The 21,390-nt window shown below is 63.4% G+C and carries 20 protein-coding genes and 2 pseudogenes; 13 read left to right on the top strand and 9 right to left on the bottom strand.

Annotation, left to right across the window (positions count from 1 at the left end; all coding sequences use genetic code 11):
* Positions 1–80 precede the first annotated feature (80 nt).
* From P5704_001185 to P5704_001175, 3 genes and pseudogenes are all read right to left on the bottom strand, one after another.
* Positions 81–875, bottom strand: a complete 795-nt coding sequence (locus P5704_001185) for an SDR family oxidoreductase (protein ID WOF79148.1) — start codon at positions 873–875, stop codon at positions 81–83.
* Positions 876–942: 67 nt separating this feature from the next.
* A complete protein-coding gene (locus P5704_001180; GenBank protein WOF79147.1) occupies positions 943–1,848 on the bottom strand; it encodes an NADP-dependent oxidoreductase in 906 nt (301 codons plus the stop codon).
* 63 nt (positions 1,849–1,911) lie between these two features.
* Positions 1,912–2,765, bottom strand: a pseudogene (locus tag P5704_001175) (SDR family oxidoreductase).
* A gap of 90 nt (positions 2,766–2,855) precedes the next feature.
* Here P5704_001175 and P5704_001170 point away from each other — a divergent pair.
* The 7 genes and pseudogenes from P5704_001170 to P5704_001140 all read left to right on the top strand — a co-directional run bounded on the left by P5704_001170 (position 2,856) and on the right by P5704_001140 (position 8,819).
* A complete protein-coding gene (locus tag P5704_001170; GenBank protein WOF79146.1) occupies positions 2,856–3,245 on the top strand; it encodes a helix-turn-helix domain-containing protein in 390 nt (129 codons plus the stop codon).
* Positions 3,246–3,435: 190 nt separating this feature from the next.
* Positions 3,436–4,056, top strand: coding sequence for a TetR/AcrR family transcriptional regulator (locus P5704_001165; protein WOF79145.1), 621 nt, complete (start codon positions 3,436–3,438; stop codon positions 4,054–4,056).
* A gap of 145 nt (positions 4,057–4,201) precedes the next feature.
* Positions 4,202–5,140 (top strand): alpha/beta hydrolase, encoded by a 939-nt coding sequence (locus tag P5704_001160; protein ID WOF79144.1) that lies wholly within the window; start codon positions 4,202–4,204, stop codon positions 5,138–5,140.
* Positions 5,141–5,184: 44 nt separating this feature from the next.
* A complete protein-coding gene (locus P5704_001155; GenBank protein WOF79143.1) occupies positions 5,185–5,952 on the top strand; it encodes an SDR family oxidoreductase in 768 nt (255 codons plus the stop codon).
* A complete protein-coding gene (locus P5704_001150; protein WOF79142.1) occupies positions 5,949–6,812 on the top strand; it encodes a pirin-like C-terminal cupin domain-containing protein in 864 nt (287 codons plus the stop codon). The genes P5704_001155 and P5704_001150 overlap by 4 nt, the downstream gene beginning before the upstream one ends.
* Before the next feature lie 165 nt (positions 6,813–6,977).
* Positions 6,978–7,195, top strand: a pseudogene (locus P5704_001145) (site-specific integrase).
* A gap of 34 nt (positions 7,196–7,229) precedes the next feature.
* Positions 7,230–8,819, top strand: coding sequence for an ABC-F family ATPase (locus tag P5704_001140; GenBank protein WOF79141.1), 1,590 nt, complete (start codon positions 7,230–7,232; stop codon positions 8,817–8,819).
* Positions 8,820–8,906: 87 nt separating this feature from the next.
* On the opposite strand, the gene P5704_001135 is transcribed toward P5704_001140, so the two are convergent.
* Both P5704_001135 and P5704_001130 read right to left on the bottom strand, forming a co-directional pair.
* Positions 8,907–9,866: an alpha/beta hydrolase gene (locus P5704_001135; protein ID WOF79140.1), complete on the bottom strand. Its 960-nt coding sequence runs from the start codon at positions 9,864–9,866 to the stop codon at positions 8,907–8,909.
* A gap of 93 nt (positions 9,867–9,959) precedes the next feature.
* Positions 9,960–10,790 carry an undecaprenyl-diphosphate phosphatase gene (locus tag P5704_001130; GenBank protein ID WOF79139.1) on the bottom strand — a complete coding sequence of 277 codons (831 nt, stop codon included), beginning with the start codon at positions 10,788–10,790 and terminating at the stop codon, positions 9,960–9,962.
* Positions 10,791–11,060: 270 nt separating this feature from the next.
* Here P5704_001130 and P5704_001125 point away from each other — a divergent pair, with 270 nt between their 5' ends.
* The 6 genes from P5704_001125 (at position 11,061) to P5704_001100 (ending at position 15,981) form a co-directional block, all read left to right on the top strand.
* Positions 11,061–12,695, top strand: coding sequence for a methyl-accepting chemotaxis protein (locus P5704_001125; GenBank protein ID WOF79138.1), 1,635 nt, complete (start codon positions 11,061–11,063; stop codon positions 12,693–12,695).
* 399 nt (positions 12,696–13,094) lie between these two features.
* Positions 13,095–13,364: a hypothetical protein gene (locus tag P5704_001120; protein ID WOF79137.1), complete on the top strand. Its 270-nt coding sequence runs from the start codon at positions 13,095–13,097 to the stop codon at positions 13,362–13,364.
* 139 nt (positions 13,365–13,503) lie between these two features.
* The gene (locus P5704_001115) at positions 13,504–13,785 is read left to right on the top strand and encodes a hypothetical protein (protein ID WOF79136.1); all 282 of its coding nucleotides are present in this window, start codon (positions 13,504–13,506) and stop codon (positions 13,783–13,785) included.
* Between the two features lie 75 nt (positions 13,786–13,860).
* On the top strand, positions 13,861–14,553 hold the full coding sequence (locus P5704_001110) for a DUF421 domain-containing protein (GenBank protein WOF79135.1): 693 nt from the start codon (positions 13,861–13,863) through the stop codon (positions 14,551–14,553).
* Positions 14,554–14,655: 102 nt separating this feature from the next.
* Positions 14,656–14,820 carry a hypothetical protein gene (locus P5704_001105; GenBank protein WOF79134.1) on the top strand — a complete coding sequence of 55 codons (165 nt, stop codon included), beginning with the start codon at positions 14,656–14,658 and terminating at the stop codon, positions 14,818–14,820.
* Between the two features lie 60 nt (positions 14,821–14,880).
* The gene (locus tag P5704_001100; GenBank protein WOF79133.1) at positions 14,881–15,981 is read left to right on the top strand and encodes a DNA topoisomerase IB; all 1,101 of its coding nucleotides are present in this window, start codon (positions 14,881–14,883) and stop codon (positions 15,979–15,981) included.
* 168 nt (positions 15,982–16,149) lie between these two features.
* On the opposite strand, the gene P5704_001095 is transcribed toward P5704_001100, so the two are convergent.
* From P5704_001095 to P5704_001080, 4 genes are all read right to left on the bottom strand, one after another.
* Positions 16,150–17,106: a diguanylate cyclase gene (locus P5704_001095; GenBank protein WOF79132.1), complete on the bottom strand. Its 957-nt coding sequence runs from the start codon at positions 17,104–17,106 to the stop codon at positions 16,150–16,152.
* A gap of 2 nt (positions 17,107–17,108) precedes the next feature.
* A complete protein-coding gene (locus P5704_001090) occupies positions 17,109–18,092 on the bottom strand; it encodes a response regulator (GenBank protein WOF79131.1) in 984 nt (327 codons plus the stop codon).
* Between the two features lie 151 nt (positions 18,093–18,243).
* Positions 18,244–18,828: a Fe-S biogenesis protein NfuA gene (gene nfuA / locus P5704_001085; GenBank protein ID WOF79130.1), complete on the bottom strand. Its 585-nt coding sequence runs from the start codon at positions 18,826–18,828 to the stop codon at positions 18,244–18,246.
* A gap of 119 nt (positions 18,829–18,947) precedes the next feature.
* The gene (locus P5704_001080) at positions 18,948–21,227 is read right to left on the bottom strand and encodes a fatty acid cis/trans isomerase (GenBank protein WOF79129.1); all 2,280 of its coding nucleotides are present in this window, start codon (positions 21,225–21,227) and stop codon (positions 18,948–18,950) included.
* Between the last annotated feature and the right edge of the window lie 163 nt (positions 21,228–21,390).

The following is a 21,390-nucleotide window of genomic DNA, read 5'->3' as shown; positions in this document are numbered from 1 at the left end:
GTGCGTTGCCGGTGGGCACAGGCTTCGCGTGCCGGCGAGCAGCACCAACCCGTGCCTGCGACACGGTCCGGGACGATGCCTCAAAGGATGTCGTCGACCACGCCACCGTCCACCCGCAGCGCCGCGCCGGAGGTGGCCGAGGCCTGCTGCGAGCAGACGTAGACCACCATATTGGCGACCTCCTCGACCGTCGCCGCGCGCCGAATCAGCGAACTGGGGCGGTGCTCCAGGACGAATTCCGTGGCCAGTTGCTCCACCGACTTGCCGCTATGCTCGGCCTGCTCCTGCATCAACTCGACCAGGCCGTCGGAGAGCGTCGGCCCCGGCAGCACCGCATTGACGGTGACGCCGCTGCCAGCCACGCGCTTGGCCAGACCGCGCGACAGCGCCAGTTGCGCGGTCTTGGAAACGCCATAGTGGATCATGTCGAGCGGAATGTTACGCGCCGACTCGGAGGCGATGAACACCACCCGGCCCCATCCCTTGCTCACCATCGCCGGCAGCAGCGCACGCGACAGGCGCACGCCAGACATCAGGTTGGTCTGCCAAAAGTGTTCCCAGGTGGCGTCGTCGGTCTCGAAGAAGTCCTGCAGCCCATAGATGCCGGCGTTGTTGACGAGGATATCGACGCCGGCGGCGGCTTCGGCCAGCGCCCGCGTGCCCGCGTCGCCGCCGAGGTCCGCGGCCACGCCACGCACCTGCGCCCGCGGCAGCGCCGCCAGAAGCCGTTCGCTGGCGCGGGCGACGCTGGCGTCGCTGCGACCGTTGAGGATCACACTGGCGCCGCTCTCGGCCAGTCCCTTGGCGATGGCGAAGCCGATACCGGCGGTGGAGGCGGTGACCAGGGCAGTCTTGCCGGAAAGCTCGATCTTCATTGCAATGTCCTTCGGTTGGAGGGGAAGCCCGGCGGGGTCGATGATTGCGTTGCCCGCGCCATGCGGTTCAGCCCACGCGGATGACCAGCTTGCCCGCGGGGTGCCCGCCGATGCTGCGCGCGAAGGCATCCGCAGCTTGCTGCAGCGCAAAGACCTGTTCGAGCTGCACCCGCAGGGCGCCTTCGGCATACAGTCGCGCCGCCTCGGCCAGGGCCTGTTCCGGGTGTTCCAGGGGCTGGGTGGAAAACTGCGCGCCGTGCTCGGGCGCGGAAAAATCGGCGATGGACAGCACCCGCGAAGGCTCGCCGACGATCCCGATCAGTTCGGGGATGATCCCCGAGCCGGCCAGATCCAGCGCGGCGTCCACGCCCTGCGGCGCGAGTTCCCGTACGCGCTCGGCCAGGCCTGGCTCGTAGCTCGTCGCTATGGCGCCGAGTCCACGCAGATAGTCGTGCCTGGCCGGGCTGGCGGTGCCGATGACGGTGATCCCGCGCTGGCGCGCGAACTGCACCACGGCCGAGCCGACCGCGCCCGCCGCGCCGTTCACCAACAGGGTCTGGCCCGCCTGCACGCCCACCTGCTCGAGACTGCGCAATCCGGTTTCCGCGACCACGGCCAGGCCGCCGGCGATCTCGAACGGCATGTCGTCCGGCTTGGCGGCCCAGCTCGACAGCACGGCGTACTCGGCCAGCGTGGCGCTGCCAAGGCCGAACACGGCATCGCCGACAGCGACGCCGGTCACGCCGTCACCGACCTCGTCCACGATCCCGGCGGCCTCGAAACCCACCCCGGCGGGGAATTCGATCGGGATGAAGTCACGGAAGCGGCCGGTGAAGCGCTTCCAGTCCGCGGGATTGACGCCGACGCTGCGAACGGATATGCGCACCTGCCCCGCCCCGGCATGGGGTTCGCCGACCTCGACCACCTTCAGGACCTCGGGGCCGCCGAATTCGCTGTATTGGATCGCTTTCATGCTGTTCTCCCGTTGACTTCGTTACGCTGTTCATCGGCGCTGGCAGCGCCGTTGTGGCTCGGCTCAGGCACGCAGCGCATCGGCGAGCATCGAGCGCCACGGCGTGGTCGGCCGGCCGATCAACGCGCTCAACTGCCGCCCCTCGTCGAAAAGCCCGCCGCGGGCCGCGCCGGTATCCGAATCGGCGAGCAGTGCCGCCAGCGGAGCAGGCAGGCCGCCCTGTTCGAGTGCCGCCTGGAAATCGGCAACTGGCAGGTCGTGGTAGGCGACCGGCCTGCCCGTCAGGCGGGCGATCTCCGCGGCCAGCTCGCCCAAGGTGTAGGCCTCGTCGCCCGCCAGTTCGTAGACCTTGCCCGCCTGTCCAGTGCCAGTGAGCACCGCGGCCGCCGCCGCGGCGTAGTCGGCGCGCGCGGCCGAGGCGATCCGGCCCGCTCCGGCGCTGCCCAACAGCGCGCCGTGCTGCAGCGCCGGCGCCACGCTGGCGAGGTAGTTCTCGGTATACCAGCCGTTGCGCAGCAGTACGTGGGGCAACCCCGAATCCTTCAGCAAGGCCTCGGTCTGCCGGTGTTCGTCCGCCAGCCCCAGCGGCGAAGTATCCGCATGCAGGATGCTGGTGTAGGCGATCAGCCCGACCCGGCGCGTCGCGCAGCCTCGATCACGTTGCGATGCTGCGCGACGCGCTGGCCGACCTCGCTGGAGGAAATCAGCAGCAGCTTGTCCACTCCCTGCAGGGCCGCTTCCAGCGCCGCCGGCGCCGCATAGTCGGCCTGCCGCACCTGCACACCGCGTTCGGCCAGAGCGCCCGCCTTGGCGGGGTCGCGTACCACGGCCACCAGTTGCCCGGGCGCCACGCGGTCGAGCAGCGCTTCGATGACGAGACGGCCCAGCTGGCCGGTAGCGCCGGTGATGGCAATCATGTTGAAAGCTCCTTGGGGAACCATGGGGATGTCTGGCAGACTAGCAACCATGCGTACTTTCAGTAAGTACGCACACAAAGGTTAGTGCCGATGCGTCAAACACCCTCCGCTCCCCTCACCCTGTCCGAACATATGGCACGCGGCGAGCTGTTTTCGGAAAAATGCCCGGCCCGCGAAGTGCTCAAGCACATCACCAGCCGCTGGGGCGTACTGGTGCTGATCGCCCTGCTCGGCGGCACCCACCGCTTCAGCGAGCTGCGGCACAAGATCGGCGGCGTCAGCGAACGCATGCTGGCGCAAACCCTGCAATGGCTCGAAGCTGACGGCCTGGTGCAACGCACCGCTTATCCGGTCGTGCCGCCGCACGTGGACTACCGGCTCACCCCGCTGGGCCGGGAGGCCGCGCAACGGGTCGAGGCCCTGGCCGACTGGGTGGAGTTGCACCTGCCCGAGATGCTCGGCCAGGATCGACAGGCATGAAAACATGGACGCCGTGCTCCCGCCTGCAACGCCACCCGGGCGCCGCAGGACCGTGGATCGCGTGTGTTCCAGGCTTTCAAGTACCGGGCACACCCACCGGGTCACCCAAGGCAATGCGTTACTCGGCGATCGCTCCGCACTGCCGTGATCGGGACAGCATGAGCGCAGCGAACGCGCCAGGATTTCAGCCATGACCGACACGCCACCCGCGCGCCCGCGCGGACGCCCGCGCAATTTCGACCGCGACCAGGCACTGCGCCAGGCCATGCAGGTGTTCTGGACGCATGGCTACGAGGGCACGTCGATGCTGCAACTGGTCGAGGCGATGGGCATCGGCTCGCCCAGCATCTACGCCGCGTTCGGCTCCAAGGAGGCCTTGTTCCGCGAGGCGGTGGGCTTCTACATCGCCTCGGAAGCCGAGTCGGCATGGCAGGCGCTGGAGCGGATCGACGACACCCGGCAGGCGGTGCGGGGCCTGCTCTTCGCATCGATCGACGCCTTCGTCGCGACCGATCCGCCGCGCGGCTGTCTCATCGTGCTCGGCGCCGCGCATCTGGGCAGCGCCGACGACAGCGTGCGCGGCTTCCTGCGCGAGCAGCGCCGCCGCTTCCGCGCCCGCCTCGTGGCGCGCCTCGAGCGTGCCGTCGCCGAGGGCGACCTGCGCCCGGACAGCGATCCGGCGGCGCTTGCCGAATGCGTCCTGACGTTCTTCGCCGGGCTGGCGATCGAAGCGGTGGACGGCGTGCCGGAATCCGCGCTTCGCCAGTCCGCGCAACTGTTCTGTCAGCGCCTGTTCGCGCCCCGAACCTAGACCCCACCAGCCCGGCTCACGGCCCGCAAGCCTTCTCCGGCGGCATGCCGCCCATCGTCCCGGCCGGCCCGACGTTGCCGTTGCCCTGTGCTCATGTTATTTGTGTGTCATCCAGCATATAAATCAGCACGAGAAGGATGAACACATGGCCAGCGCCTCCCCACGCATCATGCCCCTGTCCGGCTTCGGCTCGGTTTCCAACGTTCCCCGACTGCCGGAAGGCTTCGCCAACGTCTTCCAGAGCCACAGCGTCGACACCGGCAAGCTCCGCCTGCACGCGGTGATCGGCGGCGAGGGCGAGCCGCTGCTGCTGCACTGCGGCTGGCCGCAGAGCTGGTACGCCTGGCGCTACCTGATGCTGCCGCTGGCCCGGCACTTCAAGGTGATCGCGGTCGATCCGCGCGGCCTGGGCATCTCCGACAAGCCGGTCGACGGCTTCGACGTGGATACGCTGGCCGCGGATATGTTCGAACTGATGGACGTGCTCGGGCACGAGCGCTTCGCCCTGGCCGGGCACGACATCGGCGTCATGGTCGGCTATGCGATGGCCGCCCTCCAGCCGCAACGGCTGACCCGCCTCGCCCTCGGCGAGGGCACCATCCCCGGCGCCTCGCCGTCCCCGGAACTGATTCCCGACAACCGCATCCTCAGCGACTTCCTCTGGCACTTCAACTTCAACCGCGCGCTGGAGGTCAACGAGCGGCTGGTGCAGGGGCGCGAGGACGTCTACTTCAACTACCAGTTCGCCTCCAAGGCCGGTTCGCCGGACGGCGTGCCGAAGTACGCGCGCGACTTCTACATCGAACTGCTGCGCCGGGTGCCGGGAACCCTGACCTCCAGCTTCAACTACTACCGCGCCATCGACCAGACCATCCCGCAGGTGCGCGTGCACATGGCGAACAAGGTCCAAGTGCCGGTGCTCGCCTTCGCCGGCGCGCTGGCCTGCGGCCCCATGGTGGAGAACGAACAGCGCAACCTGGCCAGCGACGTGCAGGCGACGATCATCCCCGACTGCGGTCATTTCCCCGCCGAGGAACAGCCCGAGGCCCTGCTCGCCATCCTGCTGGATTTCTTCAAGGCCTGATCCAGCCCCACACACGTACCAGCGCCTATGGAGCCTCCTGTCTCATGAACGCCACCATCGATCCAGACAAAATCAGCTACCCCGATCTGAGCGACCGCCGCGTCGTCATTGCCGGCGGCACCGGCGACGTGGGCGAAGGCATCGTCCGCGCCTGGCTCAAGACCGGTGCCGAGGTCATCGTGCCCTCGCGCAGCGAATCCAGGGTCGAATCCTTTCGCCAGGTGCTGTCCGACCTCGGCCAGCCCGAGCGCCTGGCGTTCGCGGTCGGCGACTACGGCAGCTTCGATTCGGCCAGGACGCTGGCCGAACGGATCGTCGCCGAACATGGCCCGGTCACCGACGTGGTCGCCGCGATCGGCGGCTGGTGGCAGGGCGAGCCGCTGTGGGACATCGCCCAGGATGACTGGCAGCGTTACTTCATCGACGCGGCCAGCGCCCACGTCGCCAGCGTCCGGGCCTGGAGCCCGCGGCTGCCGCGTACCGGCAGCTACCAGTTGATCCTCGGCGGCAGCGCGGTCGAGCCGGTGCCCGGCGCCTCGATCATCAACCTGCAGCAGGCCGCGCTGCTGATGATGCGCCGGGTGCTGTCGGCCGAGGCCGGCGACCGCCACCGCGTCGCCGCGCAGATCCTCGGCCCGGTCGTCACCCGCGCACGCCGTCACGTAGAACCGGACTGGGTCGCCAACGAGGAGGTCGGGCTGGTCACGGTGGGCATCGCCGCCAACCCCAAGGCGACCGATACCGACTACCATTCCTACGACAAGACGCAGATGCGCGAGAACCTGCAGAAACTGGGGGTATATCCGCAATGAGCCTGCTGCTGACGCCGGTGATATCCGCTGAGAGCGCCCGCCTCGGCGATGGCTTTTCCGCCCGCCGGATCGTGCCGGAGCGCTTCGGCGGGGCCGCCGACCCGATCATGGGCTTCGACCATTACCGCATGGACGCGGTGACCTTCGCGCCGCATCCGCACGCCGGGTTCTCGGCCGTCTCCTATCTGTTCGAGGACAGCCCGGGCGGGCTGCGCAACCGCGATTCGCTCGGCCACGATTTCGTGATCGAGCCGGGCGGCATCGTCTGGACCCAGGCCGGTTCCGGGGTGATCCACGACGAACTGCCCGCCGAGACCGGCCGACAGGTGCATGGCCTGCAGATATTCGTCAACCTCGGCGCGGCCAACAAGCAGAGTGCGCCGCGGGTGCTGCGCCTGGCCGCCCACCAGGTGCCGGCATGGAACAGCCCGCGCGGCAGCCGCCTGCGCGTGGTGGTCGGCCAACATGCGGGCATCGCCTCCGCGCTGACGCCGACCGAACCGGCCAGCCTCTTCGACCTGGGCCTGGTCGCTGGCGACGAAGTCGTCCTGCCGCTCGCGGCCGGCTGGAACATGCTGGTCTATGTCGAAAGCGGCGCGGCACAGGTGCGCGCCGACGGCGGCGAGGCGTCGCTGACGACGGGCCATGCCGTGGCGGCCACTGCCCACGATAAGCAAGCCGACGTGCGCATTGCCTCCGAAGACGGCGCCCGGGTCGTGGTCCTGGCCGGCCGCGCATTGCGCGAGCCGGTGTTCCAGCACGGCCCCTTCATCATGAACGACGAACTGGGCATCCACGCCGCCATCGCGCGCTATCGACGCGGCGCGATGGGCGTGCTCGAACCGCTCGACCAGGGATGACGTCCGCCGGAACGACAGGCATGCGCGCTCCACCCGTCGCTAATGGGCCCCAGCATCCTTAGCCATGCCGAAGCCAAGGCGCATCAAGTCATCAATCCTCTGCCCAGCGGGGGTGGGCTGTGGACCAAGCAGCCAAGTGTTACCATTAGGCCCTTTCACGCCGCGCTGGATGCCCTGGGTATCCGTAGGCGCCGGCGATACGACGCCCGACACACCTACGCAACCATGTGCCTGATGGCCGGCATGCACCCTGCCTTCATCGCTAAACAGCTTGCCATTCGTTACAAATTCTCCTATCCCGGTATGCCCGTTGGCTCGACGGAGAAGGCGATTGGAACGAGATGGAAAAGCTGAAAATGGGACCAAAACGGGACCAAGCGTAAATTCCCACCTCTGAAACCCGCGAGATAGAGCCTCTTGATTTCCACCGCCAACATCACCATGCAGTTCGGTGCCAAACCGCTGTTCGAAAACGTTTCCGTCAAGTTCGGCGGTGGCAACCGCTACGGCCTGATCGGCGCCAATGGCTGCGGCAAGTCGACCTTCATGAAGATCCTCGGCGGCGATCTGGAACCGTCCGCCGGCCAGGTGATGCTCGAGCCGAACGTGCGCCTGGGCAAGCTGCGCCAGGATCAGTTCGCTTACGAAGAATTCAATGTGATCGATACGGTGATCATGGGCCACGAGGAGCTGTGGAAGGTCAAGGCTGAGCGCGACCGCATCTATTCGCTGCCGGAAATGAGCGAAGAGGACGGTATGAAAGTCGGCGAACTCGAAGGTGAATTCGCCGAAATGGACGGCTACACCGCAGAATCCCGCGCCGGCGAACTGCTGCTTGGCCTGGGCATTCCGCTGGAACAGCACTTCGGCCCGATGAGCGAAGTCGCTCCCGGCTGGAAGCTGCGTGTGCTGCTGGCCCAGGCGCTGTTTTCCGATCCGGATGTGCTGCTGCTGGACGAACCGACCAACCACCTGGACATCAACACCATCCGCTGGTTGGAAACGATTCTGACGGCGCGTAACAGCACCATGATCATCATTTCCCACGACCGCCACTTCCTCAACTCGGTCTGCACCCACATGGCGGACCTGGACTACGGCGAGCTGCGCCTATTCCCGGGCAACTACGACGAGTACATGACCGCCGCCACGCAGTCGCGCGAGCAGCTGCTGTCGGACAACGCCAAGAAGAAGGCGCAGATCGCCGAACTGCAGACCTTCGTCAGCCGCTTCTCGGCCAACGCCTCCAAGGCCAAGCAGGCCACCAGCCGCGCCAAGCAGATCGACAAGATCCAGCTGGCCGAGGTCAAGCCGTCCAGCCGTATCAGCCCGTTCATTCGCTTCGAGCAGACCAAGAAGCTGCACCGCCAGGCAGTGACCGTCGAGCACCTGTCCAAGGGCTTCGACGACAAGGAACTGTTCAAGAACTTCAGCTTCACCGTCGAGGCCGGCGAGCGTGTGGCGATCATCGGCCCCAACGGTATCGGCAAGACCACCCTGCTGCGCACCCTGGTCGGCGAACTGATCCCGAACAGCGGCAGCGTCAAGTGGACCGAAAGCGCCGACTACGGCTATTACGCCCAGGACCACGCGCATGATTTCGAGGATGACGTTAGTCTGTTCGACTGGATGGGTCAGTGGACCCAGGGCGGCGAGCAGCTGGTGCGCGGCACCCTCGGCCGCATGCTGTTTTCCAACGACGAGATCCTCAAGTCGGTCAAGGTCATCTCCGGTGGCGAACAGGGCCGCATGCTGTTCGGCAAGCTGATCCTGCAGAAGCCCAACGTGCTGGTGATGGACGAACCGACCAACCACCTCGACATGGAATCCATCGAGGCACTCAACCTGGCGCTGGAGAACTACCCGGGCACGCTGATCTTCGTCAGCCACGACCGTGAATTCGTCAGCTCGCTGGCAACGCGCATCATCGAGCTGTCGGAGAACGGCGTGACCGACTTCAGCGGCAGCTACGACGACTACCTGCGCAGCCAGGGCGTACTGGTCTGATCCTCAGCCTCCTCCGCGTATCGCAGCGCCTTCAGAGAGGGCGCTGCAGGTTCATAGGCAACTCCCGGTAACGCGTGACGCCGTGCATCAGTTGGCAAAGCGCCGGGCGAGAAAGTCCAGCAACAGCGCATTCACCCTCCCCGCCTGCTCGTTCTGAATCCAGTGGCCGCAAGGCGCCAGCTCGTGCCGCTCCAGATCCGGCACCCATTCCGGCATCTTCTTCAGCGTATAGGCCTCGAGCTCGCCTACCGGATCGTGGTCGCCGATCAGAAACATGGTCGGCTGAGTGATCTTGCGCCCCTGCAGTGGCTCGGTGACCTGCCAGTTGCGTTCGAAGTTGCGATACCAGTTCAGCGCACCGCGAAAACCGTGCTCGGCGAACGTCTGCCGATACACCGCCAGGTCCTCTTCCGAGCACCAGTCGGGCAACGGCCCCGGCTGCATGTCGTTCTCGAACAAGGTGCCGCCGGCAGGCTTGTTCTGCAGCAACAGGTTCCTTTCCTGGTAATACATCAACAGGCGCAGGGTACGATCAATGTCGGCATCCAGTTCACGCTCGGCGCGACCGGGCTGCTGGAAATAGAGGATGTAGTTGAACCGATCACCGCTGGCTTCGCGCATGATCTCGGTCGCGGGCCGCCGCGGTCTTCCGGCGAACGGCACCGACATGGTCACCAGCGCGGTGACACGCTCCGGCTCCAGCAACGCGAGATACCAGGCGACCATTGCACCCCAGTCGTGCCCGACCAGCGCTACCTGCCGGTGACCGAAACGATCCATGGCCGCGCGAACGTCTCCACACAGCGTCAGCACATCGTAGACCGAGACGTCGTCTGGTGCGCTGCTGCGCCCGTAGCCACGCATCTCGGGAACGAACACGCGATAACCCGCCGCCACCAGCGAATCGATCTGATTGCGCCAGGAATACCAACACTCGGGAAAGCCATGCAGCAGCCAAACAGACCTGCCCTCTTCGGGGCCGGCGCTATAAAGGCTGAGGGAAATACCGTTCAGGTCGAGCTGAAAATGGTCCGCGGTCCTGTTCATGAGGCCTCCTGACTGGAGGCTTCACTATGGCAAAGCCAGGCACGCGTGTGCGCTGTATCAGCAGGGCGAACGCCGCAACATCGCGCTGATTGATCAACCCTGGGCGCTGGCCCAGTCGATCAGCCCGAACTGCCAGGTAGCCAGAATCAACAGGCCGAAGCCGATCCGGTACCAGGCGAAGGCCGCGTAGCTGTGATTGCCGATGAACTTGAGCAGCGCCCGCACGGCAAGCATCGCGAAGATGAACGAGGTAACGAATCCGACCGCGAACACGGCGAAATCGCCCGGCTGAAACAGCTCGCGGTACTTGTAGCCGGAGTAGACCGCCGCACCGACCATGGTCGGCATGGCCAGAAAGAACGAGAACTCGGTAGCCGCCTTGCGCGACAGGCCGAACAGCAAGCCGCCAATGATGGTCGAGCCTGACCGCGAGGTGCCGGGCACCAGTGCCAGGCACTGGGCGAAGCCGACTTTCAGCGCCAGTGCCCAGTTCATGTCATCGACGGTCTCGGCACGAATGGTGTGATCACGCCGTTCGGCCCAGAGCATCACGACACCGCCGATCACCAGCGCCGTCGCTACGGTGATGGGGTTGAACAGGTATTCGTGGATCAGATCGGCAAAAGCGACACCGAGGACCACTGCTGGCATGAAGGCGATCAGCAGGTTCAAGGTGAACTTCTGCGCCTGGGATTCCCGGGGCAGGCCAATCACTACATCCAGAATCTTGCGTCGATACTCCCAGATCACCGCAAGAATCGCCCCGAGCTGAATGATGATGTTGAAGGCCAGCGCCCGCTCGCCACCGAAACCGATCAGGTCCGCGACGATGATCTGGTGACCGGTACTGGATACCGGCAGAAACTCGGTTACACCCTCGACCACACCCAGAATCAGCGCCTGAATCGCAACCCAAAGATCCATCTATTCCCCTAAAGCGATGCAACCCATCGCGACTCAATGCAACCAAGGTATATGTCAGAAAGCCATCTGGCCGGCTGTTCTGACTCGCTCGAGAGAACTAAATTCCTCTGCAAACGAAACGGGGCTCATTTTTAGTCACGGGCGGCCGAAAAGCTATACAGGGTGCCGCGAAACGACCGGGACCAAAAGGTCGACAGCGGCGCGATAGACCCACCGATCAGCCAGAACAAAACGAAAAACGATAAGAAAGTCCCATCAGGAGCTCTATCCATGAATCTGCTGCGCAACGTCCCCATTAGCAAGCGCCTCTGGCTGATCCCCGTGGTCGCCGTCGTCATGCTGTTCATCCTCGGCATGCTGATGATCCAGCAGGTCCGCTCCGATTTGTATCGTGGCAAGCAGGAAGCTACACGGAACATTGTGGAAGCTGCCTCCGGCGTGCTCGAGTACTACCGGACACTGGAAACCAGTGGCGCCATGACCACGAGCGAAGCACAGAAGGCAGCCATGGAGCAGATCCGCCTGCTGCGCTACGACGGCCAGGACTATTACTGGATCAATGACTTGGGCCCGACGATGATCATGCATCCGATGCAGCCGAAGCTGGACGGCCAGGATCTTTCGAAGATCAAGGATCCGGAAGGTAAGGAACTGTTCAACGAGATGGTCAGGATCGCCCAGCGCGACGGAGCTGGCCTGGTCGACTACATGTGGGCCAAGCCTGGTGAAGAAGATCCGGTACCGAAGATCTCCTACGTGCAGTTGTTCAAGCCTTGGGGCTGGATCATCGGCTCAGGCATCTACGTGGACGATGTCGAGCAGGAATTCTGGAACTATCTGACTCGTTTCTCCCTGATTGGCCTGTTCATCTCGGCAATCATGGCCGTGCTGGTGGCGATCCTGATCCGCAGCATCGTGCGCCCCCTGCGCCACACCATGTCGGCCATGGCGAATATCGCCAGTGGCGAAGCCGATCTGACGCGGACTCTGGATGTATCCGGCAACGACGAGCTGAGCACCCTTGGTCGTGACTTCAACCGCTTCACCCAGAAACTGCGCACCGTGGTCGGCCAGCTGTTCGAGACAGCCGGCGCGTTGGACCAATCCTCCCGCTCGCTGAGCCAGCTTTCCGGTCAGGCCCATGAGCAGAGCCAGCAGCAGATGCTGCAAATGGAGCAGGTCGCCACCGCCGTCAACGAGGTCACCTACGCCGTACAGGAAGTCGCGAAGAACGCCGAGCACGCTTCCAGCGAAGTCGGCAGCGCCGAAAACCAGGCGGGCCAGGGTCAGCGCAATATCGAAACGAGTCTGCAGCAGATCGACGAGCTTTCCGCGACCATCGGCCAGGCTGTCGACGTGATTCAGTCGCTGGCTGATGAAACCACCAAGATCGGGTCGGTACTGGAGGTGATCGGTTCGATCGCCGAACAGACCAATCTGCTCGCGCTCAATGCCGCGATCGAAGCTGCCCGCGCCGGTGAGCAGGGCCGTGGTTTCGCCGTGGTGGCCGACGAAGTTCGCCTGCTGGCGCAACGCACGCAGCAATCGACTGCCGAGATCCACAGCATGATCGAACGCCTGCAGAAGAACTCCGGCGCTGCGGTAAACGTGATCATGGAAAGCAATCGCGCCTCCCAGCTCACCGTGGAGCAGGCCAGCCAGGCCGGCGAGAGCCTTGGCGAGATCGCCCAGGCACTGCGCAACCTCTCGGGTCTGAACGCATCGATCGCCAGCGCCACGCTGCAACAGTCCCACGTGGTCGAAGACATCAACCAGAACGTCACCCAGGCGGCCGGACTGGCACAGGAAAGCACCCTGGCTGCCGAGCAGTCCAGTGAAGCCGGCAAGCGCCTTGGCGAGCTCGCAGACCAGCTGAACCGTCTGCTGAGCCAGTTCAAGGTCTGATACCGCCTGCCTGCGACCCGCCAGATGAGCAGGCCGCAGGCACTTCGACGAAGCAGGCGCCCCGCCCCACGCTCCACCGCGGAGCACGCCCTTCGAGATTCGACACATTTCCCGTCGCGACAGGTTGTCGCACGGGATTTTTTTGCGCCTGACCGGTTTCCCCCACGCTGCATGAGGCGTTGCGAAGTTCTTCAATATTTACAGGGAGTTAGCTCCAAGGTACTAAGCCGACCCGGCCAGGCGTCAACGTTATACTTTTGGCTAATTGCAAAGCCCTTCAAATTTTTTCGAACTCGCATGTGACTCGTCAGTCCTCTGGGTACATCAACTGCAATGTAAGGCCAACGCCAACGAGCTTGGCTGCAGGTATTTTGGGTATCACACAGAGAGACATGCCCCATGCACACCCCGCTGCGTATCAACGAAGCCCTTTTGATCACCGACCGCGCGTTCAAGCCATTCCAGTGCGTTGCCTGGACCCTGCCCGAAGGAAACGGTGAAGTCAGCATCACCGTCGTCGACCGCGACGAGGCCCGTCTGCTAGGCCGCTGCAAGATGTCCAGCAGCGTATTCACCGATCCAGTGAAGCTCGGCGAAACCCTGGAACAGACTCGCGCACAGCTGAGCCGCGACGGCGCGCACCTGTCGCCCTGGCACATGCCAGAGTAACCGTGGCTTGCACGAACAAAGGCCTGCGGCGGTGCCCCAGGCCTTTTTTCATGCCCTGAACTCGGCTACGCCAACTGCTCTACTGATCCATTCACGTGTTTGACGGTCCTAACAGCAACACGCGAAACAGGAGAAGCTCATGAAAGGTGCAGAAGCGTACGTCAACGATCAATGGCAAAGCTGCGGCCTCGCCGACCTTCCGCAAGACCCTGGCGCCCATACCGTCACACTGCACTTCATCGTGCCGCGAGATGCCCAGATTCCGGGCCTGATCACGCATATCGGCGACATCGCACAGCGGCACCTGAGCGATTTCTATGACGGTCGGACTGTCAGCCACAAGCCCGCAACCGGCTCGGTTGTCGGCGACGGCAGCGGTGACGGAATCAACCTGGAATTCGAGATAGCAGCCGCGAGCTGAGCATGATGGGCACCGACATCGGCTACGAGCCGGGCCTGACAGATCGCACCGGAGCCCTTGGAGGGACGATTCAAGATGACCCCCTTCGACATGCAGCGCATGCTTCTGCACGAATTTCCCTTGATGTTCGTCGCCGAAGTCGCGTTGCGGGCATTGCTTGCCTTCGTCGCCGTATTCGTCTTTCTCAAGGTCAGCGGCCGTCGCGGCATTCGCCAGCTTTCGGTGTTCGAGCTGGTGATCATCCTGACCCTCGGTTCCGCCGCCGGCGACGTTTCATTCTACGAAGACGTGCCGTTGCTGCCGGTCGCAGCGGTATTCGCCACCCTACTGGCGCTGTACCGCCTCACCGTGTTCTTCATGAATCGCAGCCCGCGATTCGGAACCTGGCTCGAAGGCCGTCCCGTCACCATCATTCGCGATGGCATCTATGAGCTGCGTAGCCTCGACAGTCTGAACATTTCTGCCGATGAGTTCTTCATGGAACTGCGCCAGCAAGGGGTCGAGCATCTTGGCCAGGTCAGGCTCGGCATTCTCGAGAACGATGGCAACGTCAGCCTGTTTTTCCATGAAGACCATGCAGTACGCCCAGGATTGTCCGTCCTCCCGCCGGAATACAGACCGAGCTTCCACCAGGTGCCGGCGGCCGGCATGTACGCTTGCAGCCGCTGCGGCTTCCCCCAGGCGCTGGATAGCCAGCAAACCCAACAATGTCCGCGGTGTTCCAATCCGACCTGGTCGAAGGCGCTTTCCACGCTGAGATCGCGCTGATACACGGTCAGAACCGCCATCCAGCTGGCCGGTCAGTTGTTAGAGGCGCCGGAACCCGCTTCCGGGGTACGCCTTCTCTACTACCTACAGCAGGAGCACACCATGCTTGGCGACTATTCATCGATCAACGATCACCTCGACACCGCGCGCAAACATGCCGATCAGGCTGAAACCGAAGCCAAACCCGAGCTCTATCGCGAGGCCATCGACGAGCTGGTCGCAGCCATTCGATTGTTGATGCGCAACAGCAATGAAAAGGACAGTTGATCCCATCCAACAGCCTCGCCGGTAGCTACCCCGGCGAGGCCATCGCGGGAACGGTCATACATGCGCAACGACACCCTGATGGACGACCCGGTGCCTCTGGCCGAGGGCGCTCGCCCTGTTCCTGCCGACGAAACCGGCGACACCGGTACGCTGTTGTGCCCGACACTGCCGCCGGACCTGCATTACGTCGATGATTCCCAGCCAGGCATCCGCCGCAGGCGACAGCGCGGCAAATTCGTTTACTTCGAGCCCAACGGCGAGCGCATTCGCGACGAGGACGAAATCCGTCGTATCAACAAGCTGGCGATTCCGCCCGCTTATCGTGACGTATGGATATGTCCCGATGCTCAGGGACATCTTCAGGCGACCGGCCGCGACGCCCGTGGCCGCAAGCAATACCGCTATCACGCCCGCTGGCGAGAGATTCGTGACAGCGACAAGTACGAACGAATGCTCGAATTCGGTGAAGCCTTGCCGAAATTGCGCCGCGATCTGGAAAAACACCTGGCTAGCCCCGGCATGACGCGTGAGAAGGTCATGGCGCTGGTGGTCATGTTGCTGGAGTCGACCCTGATCCGGATCGGCAATTCTCGCTATGCGAGGGACAACCGTTCCTACGGGCTGACGACCCTGCGTACGCGGCATGTGGATGTCAAAGGAACCTCGATCCGCTTCCACTTTCGAGGCAAGAGTGGCGTGGAGCACGCAGTCACCTTGCGCGACCGCCGGCTGGCCAGGCTGATGCGCAGCTGCATGGAGCTGCCGGGTCAGCAGCTTTTTCAGTACCTGGATGAAGACGGCCAGCGCCGCGCGGTCAGCTCCAACGACGTGAACCTCTATCTTCGCCAGATGACCGGCTGCGACTTCACCGCCAAGGACTATCGCACCTGGGCGGGAAGCGCGCTGGCACTGGAACGGCTACGCAAGCTGGACGCATCCACGGAAGCCATCGCCAAGCAGAATCTGGTCGAGACGGTGAAGCAGGTCGCCAGCCAACTGGGCAACACCCCTGCGGTCTGCCGCCAGTGCTACATCCACCCGGCGATTCTGCAAGCTTTCAGTGCAGGCGGGCTGGCTGATCTGCGCACAGCGCGCAAACGCAAGTGGCTCAGTGCCGAAGAGGTCTCTTTGCTGGTCTTCCTTCGCAAAGCGGCAGGCTGAAGCGCTAGGGTCTGTTCCCGTTCGCACGCGGCCGCGCCGGAGCCATGCGGCGTTGCGGGACTTGGCAAGGGAACCACCATTACCTGCGTCCCGCGCCTTGCGGAACGCCGCCCGGTCATGGCGCCATTTGGCGCAGCAACGCGGCTTGCGACGAAACGGGAACAGACCCTAGGGCTGATGCAATGTGACGCGATTGCGACCGGCCGCCTTCGATGCATAGAGCGCCGAATCGGCCCATTCGATCAGTTGCGCATGACTGTGGGTGGGGACGCTGAGGTCCGCGACACCCAGACTGATGGTGAAGCGAATACGGTGCTGCTCGTGCTGAACCTCGCGGCTTTCCACCGCATGCCGCAAACGTTCCGCAAAGGTCATTGCACCTTGCTTGTCGGTGTCCGGCAGCAGCACCACGAACTCTTCACCGCCGTAGCGGCCAGCCACGTCCGAATCGCGCAGATTCTCGCGAATCAGTTCCGCGACCTGCTGAATCACGGTGTCGCCCACCTGGTGTCCATAGGTGTCGTTGATCGCCTTGAAGTGGTCGATATCGAACATGACCAAAGCCGCTTGGCTGTCATAGCGACGATGACGGGCGTAATCGAGGCGGAGCATCTCTTCCCAGTGTCCGCGGTTATAGAGCCCGGTCAGCCGGTCGGTGCTGGAAAGACGCTGCAGTTCGGCATTCGCCGCCTGCAACTGGCGCCGGTTCACGGCGACATCGGTGACGTCATAGATGATCAGGCACACCTGGTCGATGCTGCCATTGACGCCCTTGAGAGGCAGCAGCGTGGTGTTCTGGTACATGAAGTCTTCCAGTCCGGTGATCGGCTGGTAGTTCTTGAAGCGCAGCAGATAAGGGCGCTGCTCCCAGATGGTGAAAGAAGGCGTACCGAGGGTCATCACGCTTTCCACCTTGCGGCGGAACCAGTCTTCATCGACTTCGGGAAACAGCGTGAAGAACGACCGATTGCGCGCATTCTCCGGCTGCAAGCCGGAGCGGTTCTCCATGAAGGTGTTCCAGACCTCGACACGGTAGTCGCGGTCCAGCACGACGACGCCCACGTCGATGCTCTGGACGATCGCCAGCAACCAGTGAAGCTCGTTCAACTCGGCAGAATTGCTCATGCTCAATCCATTAGGTGGGCAAGCTTGCGCGTCAGCAGCTCGACCGAATCTTCCGTGAACAACAGCAGCAGGTCAAAGTGGATATCGTGGCCTTCCAGGCTGTAGCTGATCTCCACTGCCAGGGTCTTCTTCCATCGGGCGCTATTGAGTCTGATCAGCTCGTCGATCGATGCGTGCTGCCCCAGCACCTGCGGGTGTCCCTGGGAAAACACCACTTCGATCTGCTCGGCGATTCCGCTGAGGCATGCGCTGATCAGCAGGCTCGACAGATCCAGGAGCATCTCCATCTCCAGGTAGTCCTGTCGTCGCATCAGACGCGCCATGTCGGCCACTTCGGAGTCATGGAACAGCAGCAGCGCCTCGCCGGCGATACCGCCACCGATGTAGCCCTGGCAGACGGCGGTCAGCTTCTCGCCACGCGCCGCATCGGCCAGTGCCATATGCAGCTCGCCGACTTCGAGAATATTTACATTGGGAATCGGCAACTGGATGAACACACCCAGCACACGCGCCAGCAGCGCCGCAGCCCGTCCCATGGCGATGTTGACCACTTCACGAAAGGTATCGCGAAAACCGATCTTTTCTCCCGCGACCCTAGCGATCAGTGACGAGACATCGTCCAGCAGGCCAAGGCTGGCCAGCGTCTGGTGCAGATGCACCGGATCGGCGGGTTTCTTGATGAAGGCCAGCGCGCCGAGGGCCAGGACGCGCCGGACGGCCTCATCCTGAATGTCGGCGGAAATCACGATGGTCTTGCACTGCAGCTGCTCTTCGCGCAGCTGCGCGAGGACTTGATAACCATCCAGCTCGGGCATGGTGAGGTCGAGCAAGAGGACGTCGACGCCGCCCTGGCGGACCTGCTCCAGCGCTTCGAGGCCGGTGGCCGCCTGACTGACGTCGACCGGCCAGCCGGCAGGCAGCGCTTGGAGAAGCTGCTTGCGCGCCAGCGCGGAGTCATCGCAGATCAACAGGGAAATGGCAGACATGTGGTACGAGCTCTCGTTACCCGATCAACCTTGGCACGAGAGCTTATCGCAGGAAAGGCGCGCTGTGCGCGCAATGAAGGCAAAATAGTGGCATTTCACCTTAAAAACTGCCGAACGGCCCAACGGTGCTGCTCCGCCGGACTGCTCCGGATCAGTAGTAGGCGTTCTCGCGATTGGTGTGATCGGTCACGTCACGCACGCCTTTGAGCTCCGGAATCCGGGCCAGCAGGGTCTTCTCGATGCCTTCCTTGAGGGTGACGTCCGCCTGCCCGCAGCCCTGGCAACCACCGCCGAACTGCAGCACGGCGATGCCTTCCTCGACCACATCGATCAGCGTGACCTGCCCGCCATGGCTGGCCAGCCCCGGATTGATCTCGGTCTGCAGGTAATAATTGATGCGCTCGTTCATCGGGCTGTCTTCATTGACCATTGGCACCTTGGCATTCGGCGCCTTGATGGTCAGCTGGCCACCCATCCGGTCGGTCGCGTAGTCGACCAGCGCATCCTCGAGGAAAGGCTCGCTGGTGCCATCGATCCAGGCCGTGAAGCTCTTCAGCGCCAGTGCGATGTCGTCCGGCTTCTCCTCGCCCGGCTTGCAGTAGGCGATGCAGGTTTCAGCATACGGGGTGCCCGGCTGGGTAATGAAGATGCGAATGCCGATGCCGGTGGTGTTCTGCTTCTCGAGCAGGTCGGCCAAATAATCGTGTGCAGCTTCGGTAATGGTGATCGCGCTCATGGGAACTCCTCGCAGACATGCGCCGCAGTGTACGCCAAACCACTGCCGCGGTTAAGTCCTAGTATTTTAGTCGGGTTAGCCGTGATCGAGTTCCAGCCGGGGGCGCCGCTCGCGACGAATCAAAGGTTTTCATAGCGATTCATATCCAGTACGCCCGCTTCCAGTGGCTCGGTTTCTTCGAGATAGCGGGTCAGATCGTTGAAGTAATCCCAGAAACGCGGATGGCTGCGCCGCACACCCCAGCGCTCGACCAGGCGCTCCAGTTGATGACTCGCCTTCACCTCCTCCAGTGCTGCGACAAATGTCGGCACCTCGGCGGCAGGTACATTGAAGAGGAAATTCGGATAGCTGCTGAGAACGCCTGGATACACCGTCAGGGTGTCCAACCTCGGCTGCCAGCGCAGTGATTCGCCGTACATGAAGGCGACGTTGCTGTGCGCCCGGTTGCGCAGCAGGCTGTAGATTTCACGCCGATCGCCATCGTACTCGACACGCAGCAGCGTGGCTTCCGGCAGATGCTGGATCGCCGGCAAGCCTCCGGCGAGCCGATTGGTCAGGCGACTGAGCGCCTGCTCGGCCCGTTGCAAGCTCGCGGGCTGCCCTGCGCGATAGCAATGGGTGCCCTGGCAACGGTTGATCGGATCGAGGGCTGCGTTGATGCCGGCGTACCTTGTCAGCATCGCTCGAGCGAACGCGCGCTTCGGATCAGCCCTGTTCAGCGTCAGCAGCGACGGCGTCGAATCGTCGATGGAGGTGTAGGCCAGAAGCAGCTTCAGCTGCCCACCCTGCTCGTACCAGTCATCGAGGATGGCCTGGCGGGAGGCAGCCGGTAGCAGCCGCAGGAAGTTCAGCTCCGCGCCGTTGCGGATCAGATCGAAGTACAGCCGTGTCTGGCCTTGATGGGAGACGTTGCCGAACACGTCGAAATTGACCACAAGCTGGTAGTAGGTGCGCTCGAGCAGCGGATAGTCCATCCACCAGAGCGTCTGCGGAATCTCGCCGATCAGCCCTTTGCGCACCGAGGCGCTGTCATGCTGGCGGAAGATGCTCAGCAAGGCATTGTCATTGCCGGACCATATCTGCTCCCACTGCGCGGGCTTGCCCGCATACGCGCTCATGCGCAGCTGTTCGTACTGGTTGCGCTTGACCTGGTAGCTCTTCCAGAACGCGAGCAGGTCGCCCATTTCATCGAACTGCCCGGGCATCGCCAGCAGCGGCGTGGTCTGTTCGCGAAAGCGCCGGTCAGTGATGTACAGATCGTGCTGCGGATCCTGAAAGAACACCCAGAAGTTGTCGCGAATCACGTCCGTGGCGATCTGCCCGCGGCACACCGGCCCACGGATAAAGGTGCGGACGAAATACTCGGCGTTATCCAGCATGAACTGGTAACGGGCCTCGGCGGGAATGGCCTGGAAAGTCTTGAACGGATTGGCTCTGTGGCCTGCGCCGTATCCGGGAATCGCATCGACCTTCCAGTCGCCGCTGAAGAACAGCGAGCGAACCCGCTCCAGCTTCGCGGCACTGAGTGGATAGGTGATGTGCGTCTTGTGCACGATCACGTCGGTAATCGGTCGCAGGCGATAGCTGAACCGGGTACCCGGATCATCGTTCGGCCGTCGCGTCGCAATGGCATCGACCGGCTCGCCACTGGGCGTGCGCGAACGAACCAGTTGGTAGAAGCGACCGCCCTGCGCCCCTTCGAAGTACAGATGCGCGATGAAGAGGTGCTCATACAACCAGCGGCCAACCAGACTGCCGCGTGCACCGGGCGTATTGAGCAAGCGTTCCCACTCGTCGATCTGCAAGGATTCGGTCGTCGACGGCTCGGGCGGTAAGGACGCTTCGACTGATGCGCCCTGCTCCAGCCAACGCTGCAGGAGTGCGTACTCCGCATCGTTCAGCCCGGTTACGGCGAAAGGCATGCCGCCATGCATGTTGCGCCGCGCATAGCGGTCGAATTCGTCCGGCAGCGGGCAGGTGTTTTCCCGGCCGATGCCGATCTCCAGCGTCGACGGCAGCTTGGCATTGGGCATCAGCGGCTGGCTGCGGCCGAGTTCGAGCATTCGTGCCATCAGCGCGGCCTGGGTGCCCTTGGCATCGAGTACCGAATTGAAGCCCTTGCGCCGCCACGCCTCTTCGCCTACCGCATCGAGAAACAGGCGAGTCGGCTCCTGGGCCTTTACACGGGCGCCGTTGTAGACCGGCAGTTTGTGCGCGCCACGGGATGCACCCTCGCCGCTGCCAAGATTGAGCTGGCAGGGCGAGTCATAGCAGGCGTGGCAAGCGACGCATTTCGCGGTAAATAGCGGCTGAATATCACGCTCATAGGAAAGGGGTTCGGCGCGCGCAGAGGTGAGCGAGAGAAATAGAAAGCAACCAAGCCAGAAACGGAAAGACATGCAACGAGCGCCTTGAGGTGAGCGAGCATTCTATGCGGCTGTTCCGGGTCAGGGCCAATGTTGCCCAACCTGAATAATCCTCATGCAAAAGCGCGAAGGCTAAAAAAGCATGCAGCTTTGCTATCATTCGCGCTCTTTTGTCCCAGCTTTTCAGGTAGTCCCC

Source organism: Pseudomonas sp. FeN3W, from assembly GCA_030263805.2.
Taxonomy (GTDB): Bacteria; Pseudomonadota; Gammaproteobacteria; order Pseudomonadales; family Pseudomonadaceae; genus Stutzerimonas; species Stutzerimonas stutzeri_G.
The sequence above is the reverse complement of the archived record's forward strand: the minus strand, read 5'-3'. Positions and strand labels throughout refer to the sequence as shown.

Bases quoted from the DNA above. Each gene is read 5' to 3' on its own strand.
- P5704_001185 (WOF79148.1), bottom strand. From the start codon at position 875: ATGAAGATCGAGCTTTCCGGCAAGACTGCCCTGGTCACCGCCTCCACC.
- P5704_001180 (WOF79147.1), bottom strand. From the start codon at position 1,848: ATGAAAGCGATCCAATACAGCGAATTCGGCGGCCCCGAGGTCCTGAAG.
- P5704_001170 (WOF79146.1), top strand. From the start codon at position 2,856: ATGCGTCAAACACCCTCCGCTCCCCTCACCCTGTCCGAACATATGGCA.
- P5704_001165 (WOF79145.1), top strand. From the start codon at position 3,436: ATGACCGACACGCCACCCGCGCGCCCGCGCGGACGCCCGCGCAATTTC.
- P5704_001160 (WOF79144.1), top strand. From the start codon at position 4,202: ATGGCCAGCGCCTCCCCACGCATCATGCCCCTGTCCGGCTTCGGCTCG.
- P5704_001155 (WOF79143.1), top strand. From the start codon at position 5,185: ATGAACGCCACCATCGATCCAGACAAAATCAGCTACCCCGATCTGAGC.
- P5704_001150 (WOF79142.1), top strand. From the start codon at position 5,949: ATGAGCCTGCTGCTGACGCCGGTGATATCCGCTGAGAGCGCCCGCCTC.
- P5704_001135 (WOF79140.1), bottom strand. From the start codon at position 9,866: ATGAACAGGACCGCGGACCATTTTCAGCTCGACCTGAACGGTATTTCC.
- P5704_001130 (WOF79139.1), bottom strand. From the start codon at position 10,790: ATGGATCTTTGGGTTGCGATTCAGGCGCTGATTCTGGGTGTGGTCGAG.
- P5704_001125 (WOF79138.1), top strand. From the start codon at position 11,061: ATGAATCTGCTGCGCAACGTCCCCATTAGCAAGCGCCTCTGGCTGATC.
- P5704_001120 (WOF79137.1), top strand. From the start codon at position 13,095: ATGCACACCCCGCTGCGTATCAACGAAGCCCTTTTGATCACCGACCGC.
- P5704_001115 (WOF79136.1), top strand. From the start codon at position 13,504: ATGAAAGGTGCAGAAGCGTACGTCAACGATCAATGGCAAAGCTGCGGC.
- P5704_001110 (WOF79135.1), top strand. From the start codon at position 13,861: ATGACCCCCTTCGACATGCAGCGCATGCTTCTGCACGAATTTCCCTTG.
- P5704_001105 (WOF79134.1), top strand. From the start codon at position 14,656: ATGCTTGGCGACTATTCATCGATCAACGATCACCTCGACACCGCGCGC.
- P5704_001100 (WOF79133.1), top strand. From the start codon at position 14,881: ATGCGCAACGACACCCTGATGGACGACCCGGTGCCTCTGGCCGAGGGC.
- P5704_001095 (WOF79132.1), bottom strand. From the start codon at position 17,106: ATGAGCAATTCTGCCGAGTTGAACGAGCTTCACTGGTTGCTGGCGATC.
- P5704_001090 (WOF79131.1), bottom strand. From the start codon at position 18,092: ATGTCTGCCATTTCCCTGTTGATCTGCGATGACTCCGCGCTGGCGCGC.
- nfuA (WOF79130.1), bottom strand. From the start codon at position 18,828: ATGAGCGCGATCACCATTACCGAAGCTGCACACGATTATTTGGCCGAC.
- P5704_001080 (WOF79129.1), bottom strand. From the start codon at position 21,227: ATGTCTTTCCGTTTCTGGCTTGGTTGCTTTCTATTTCTCTCGCTCACC.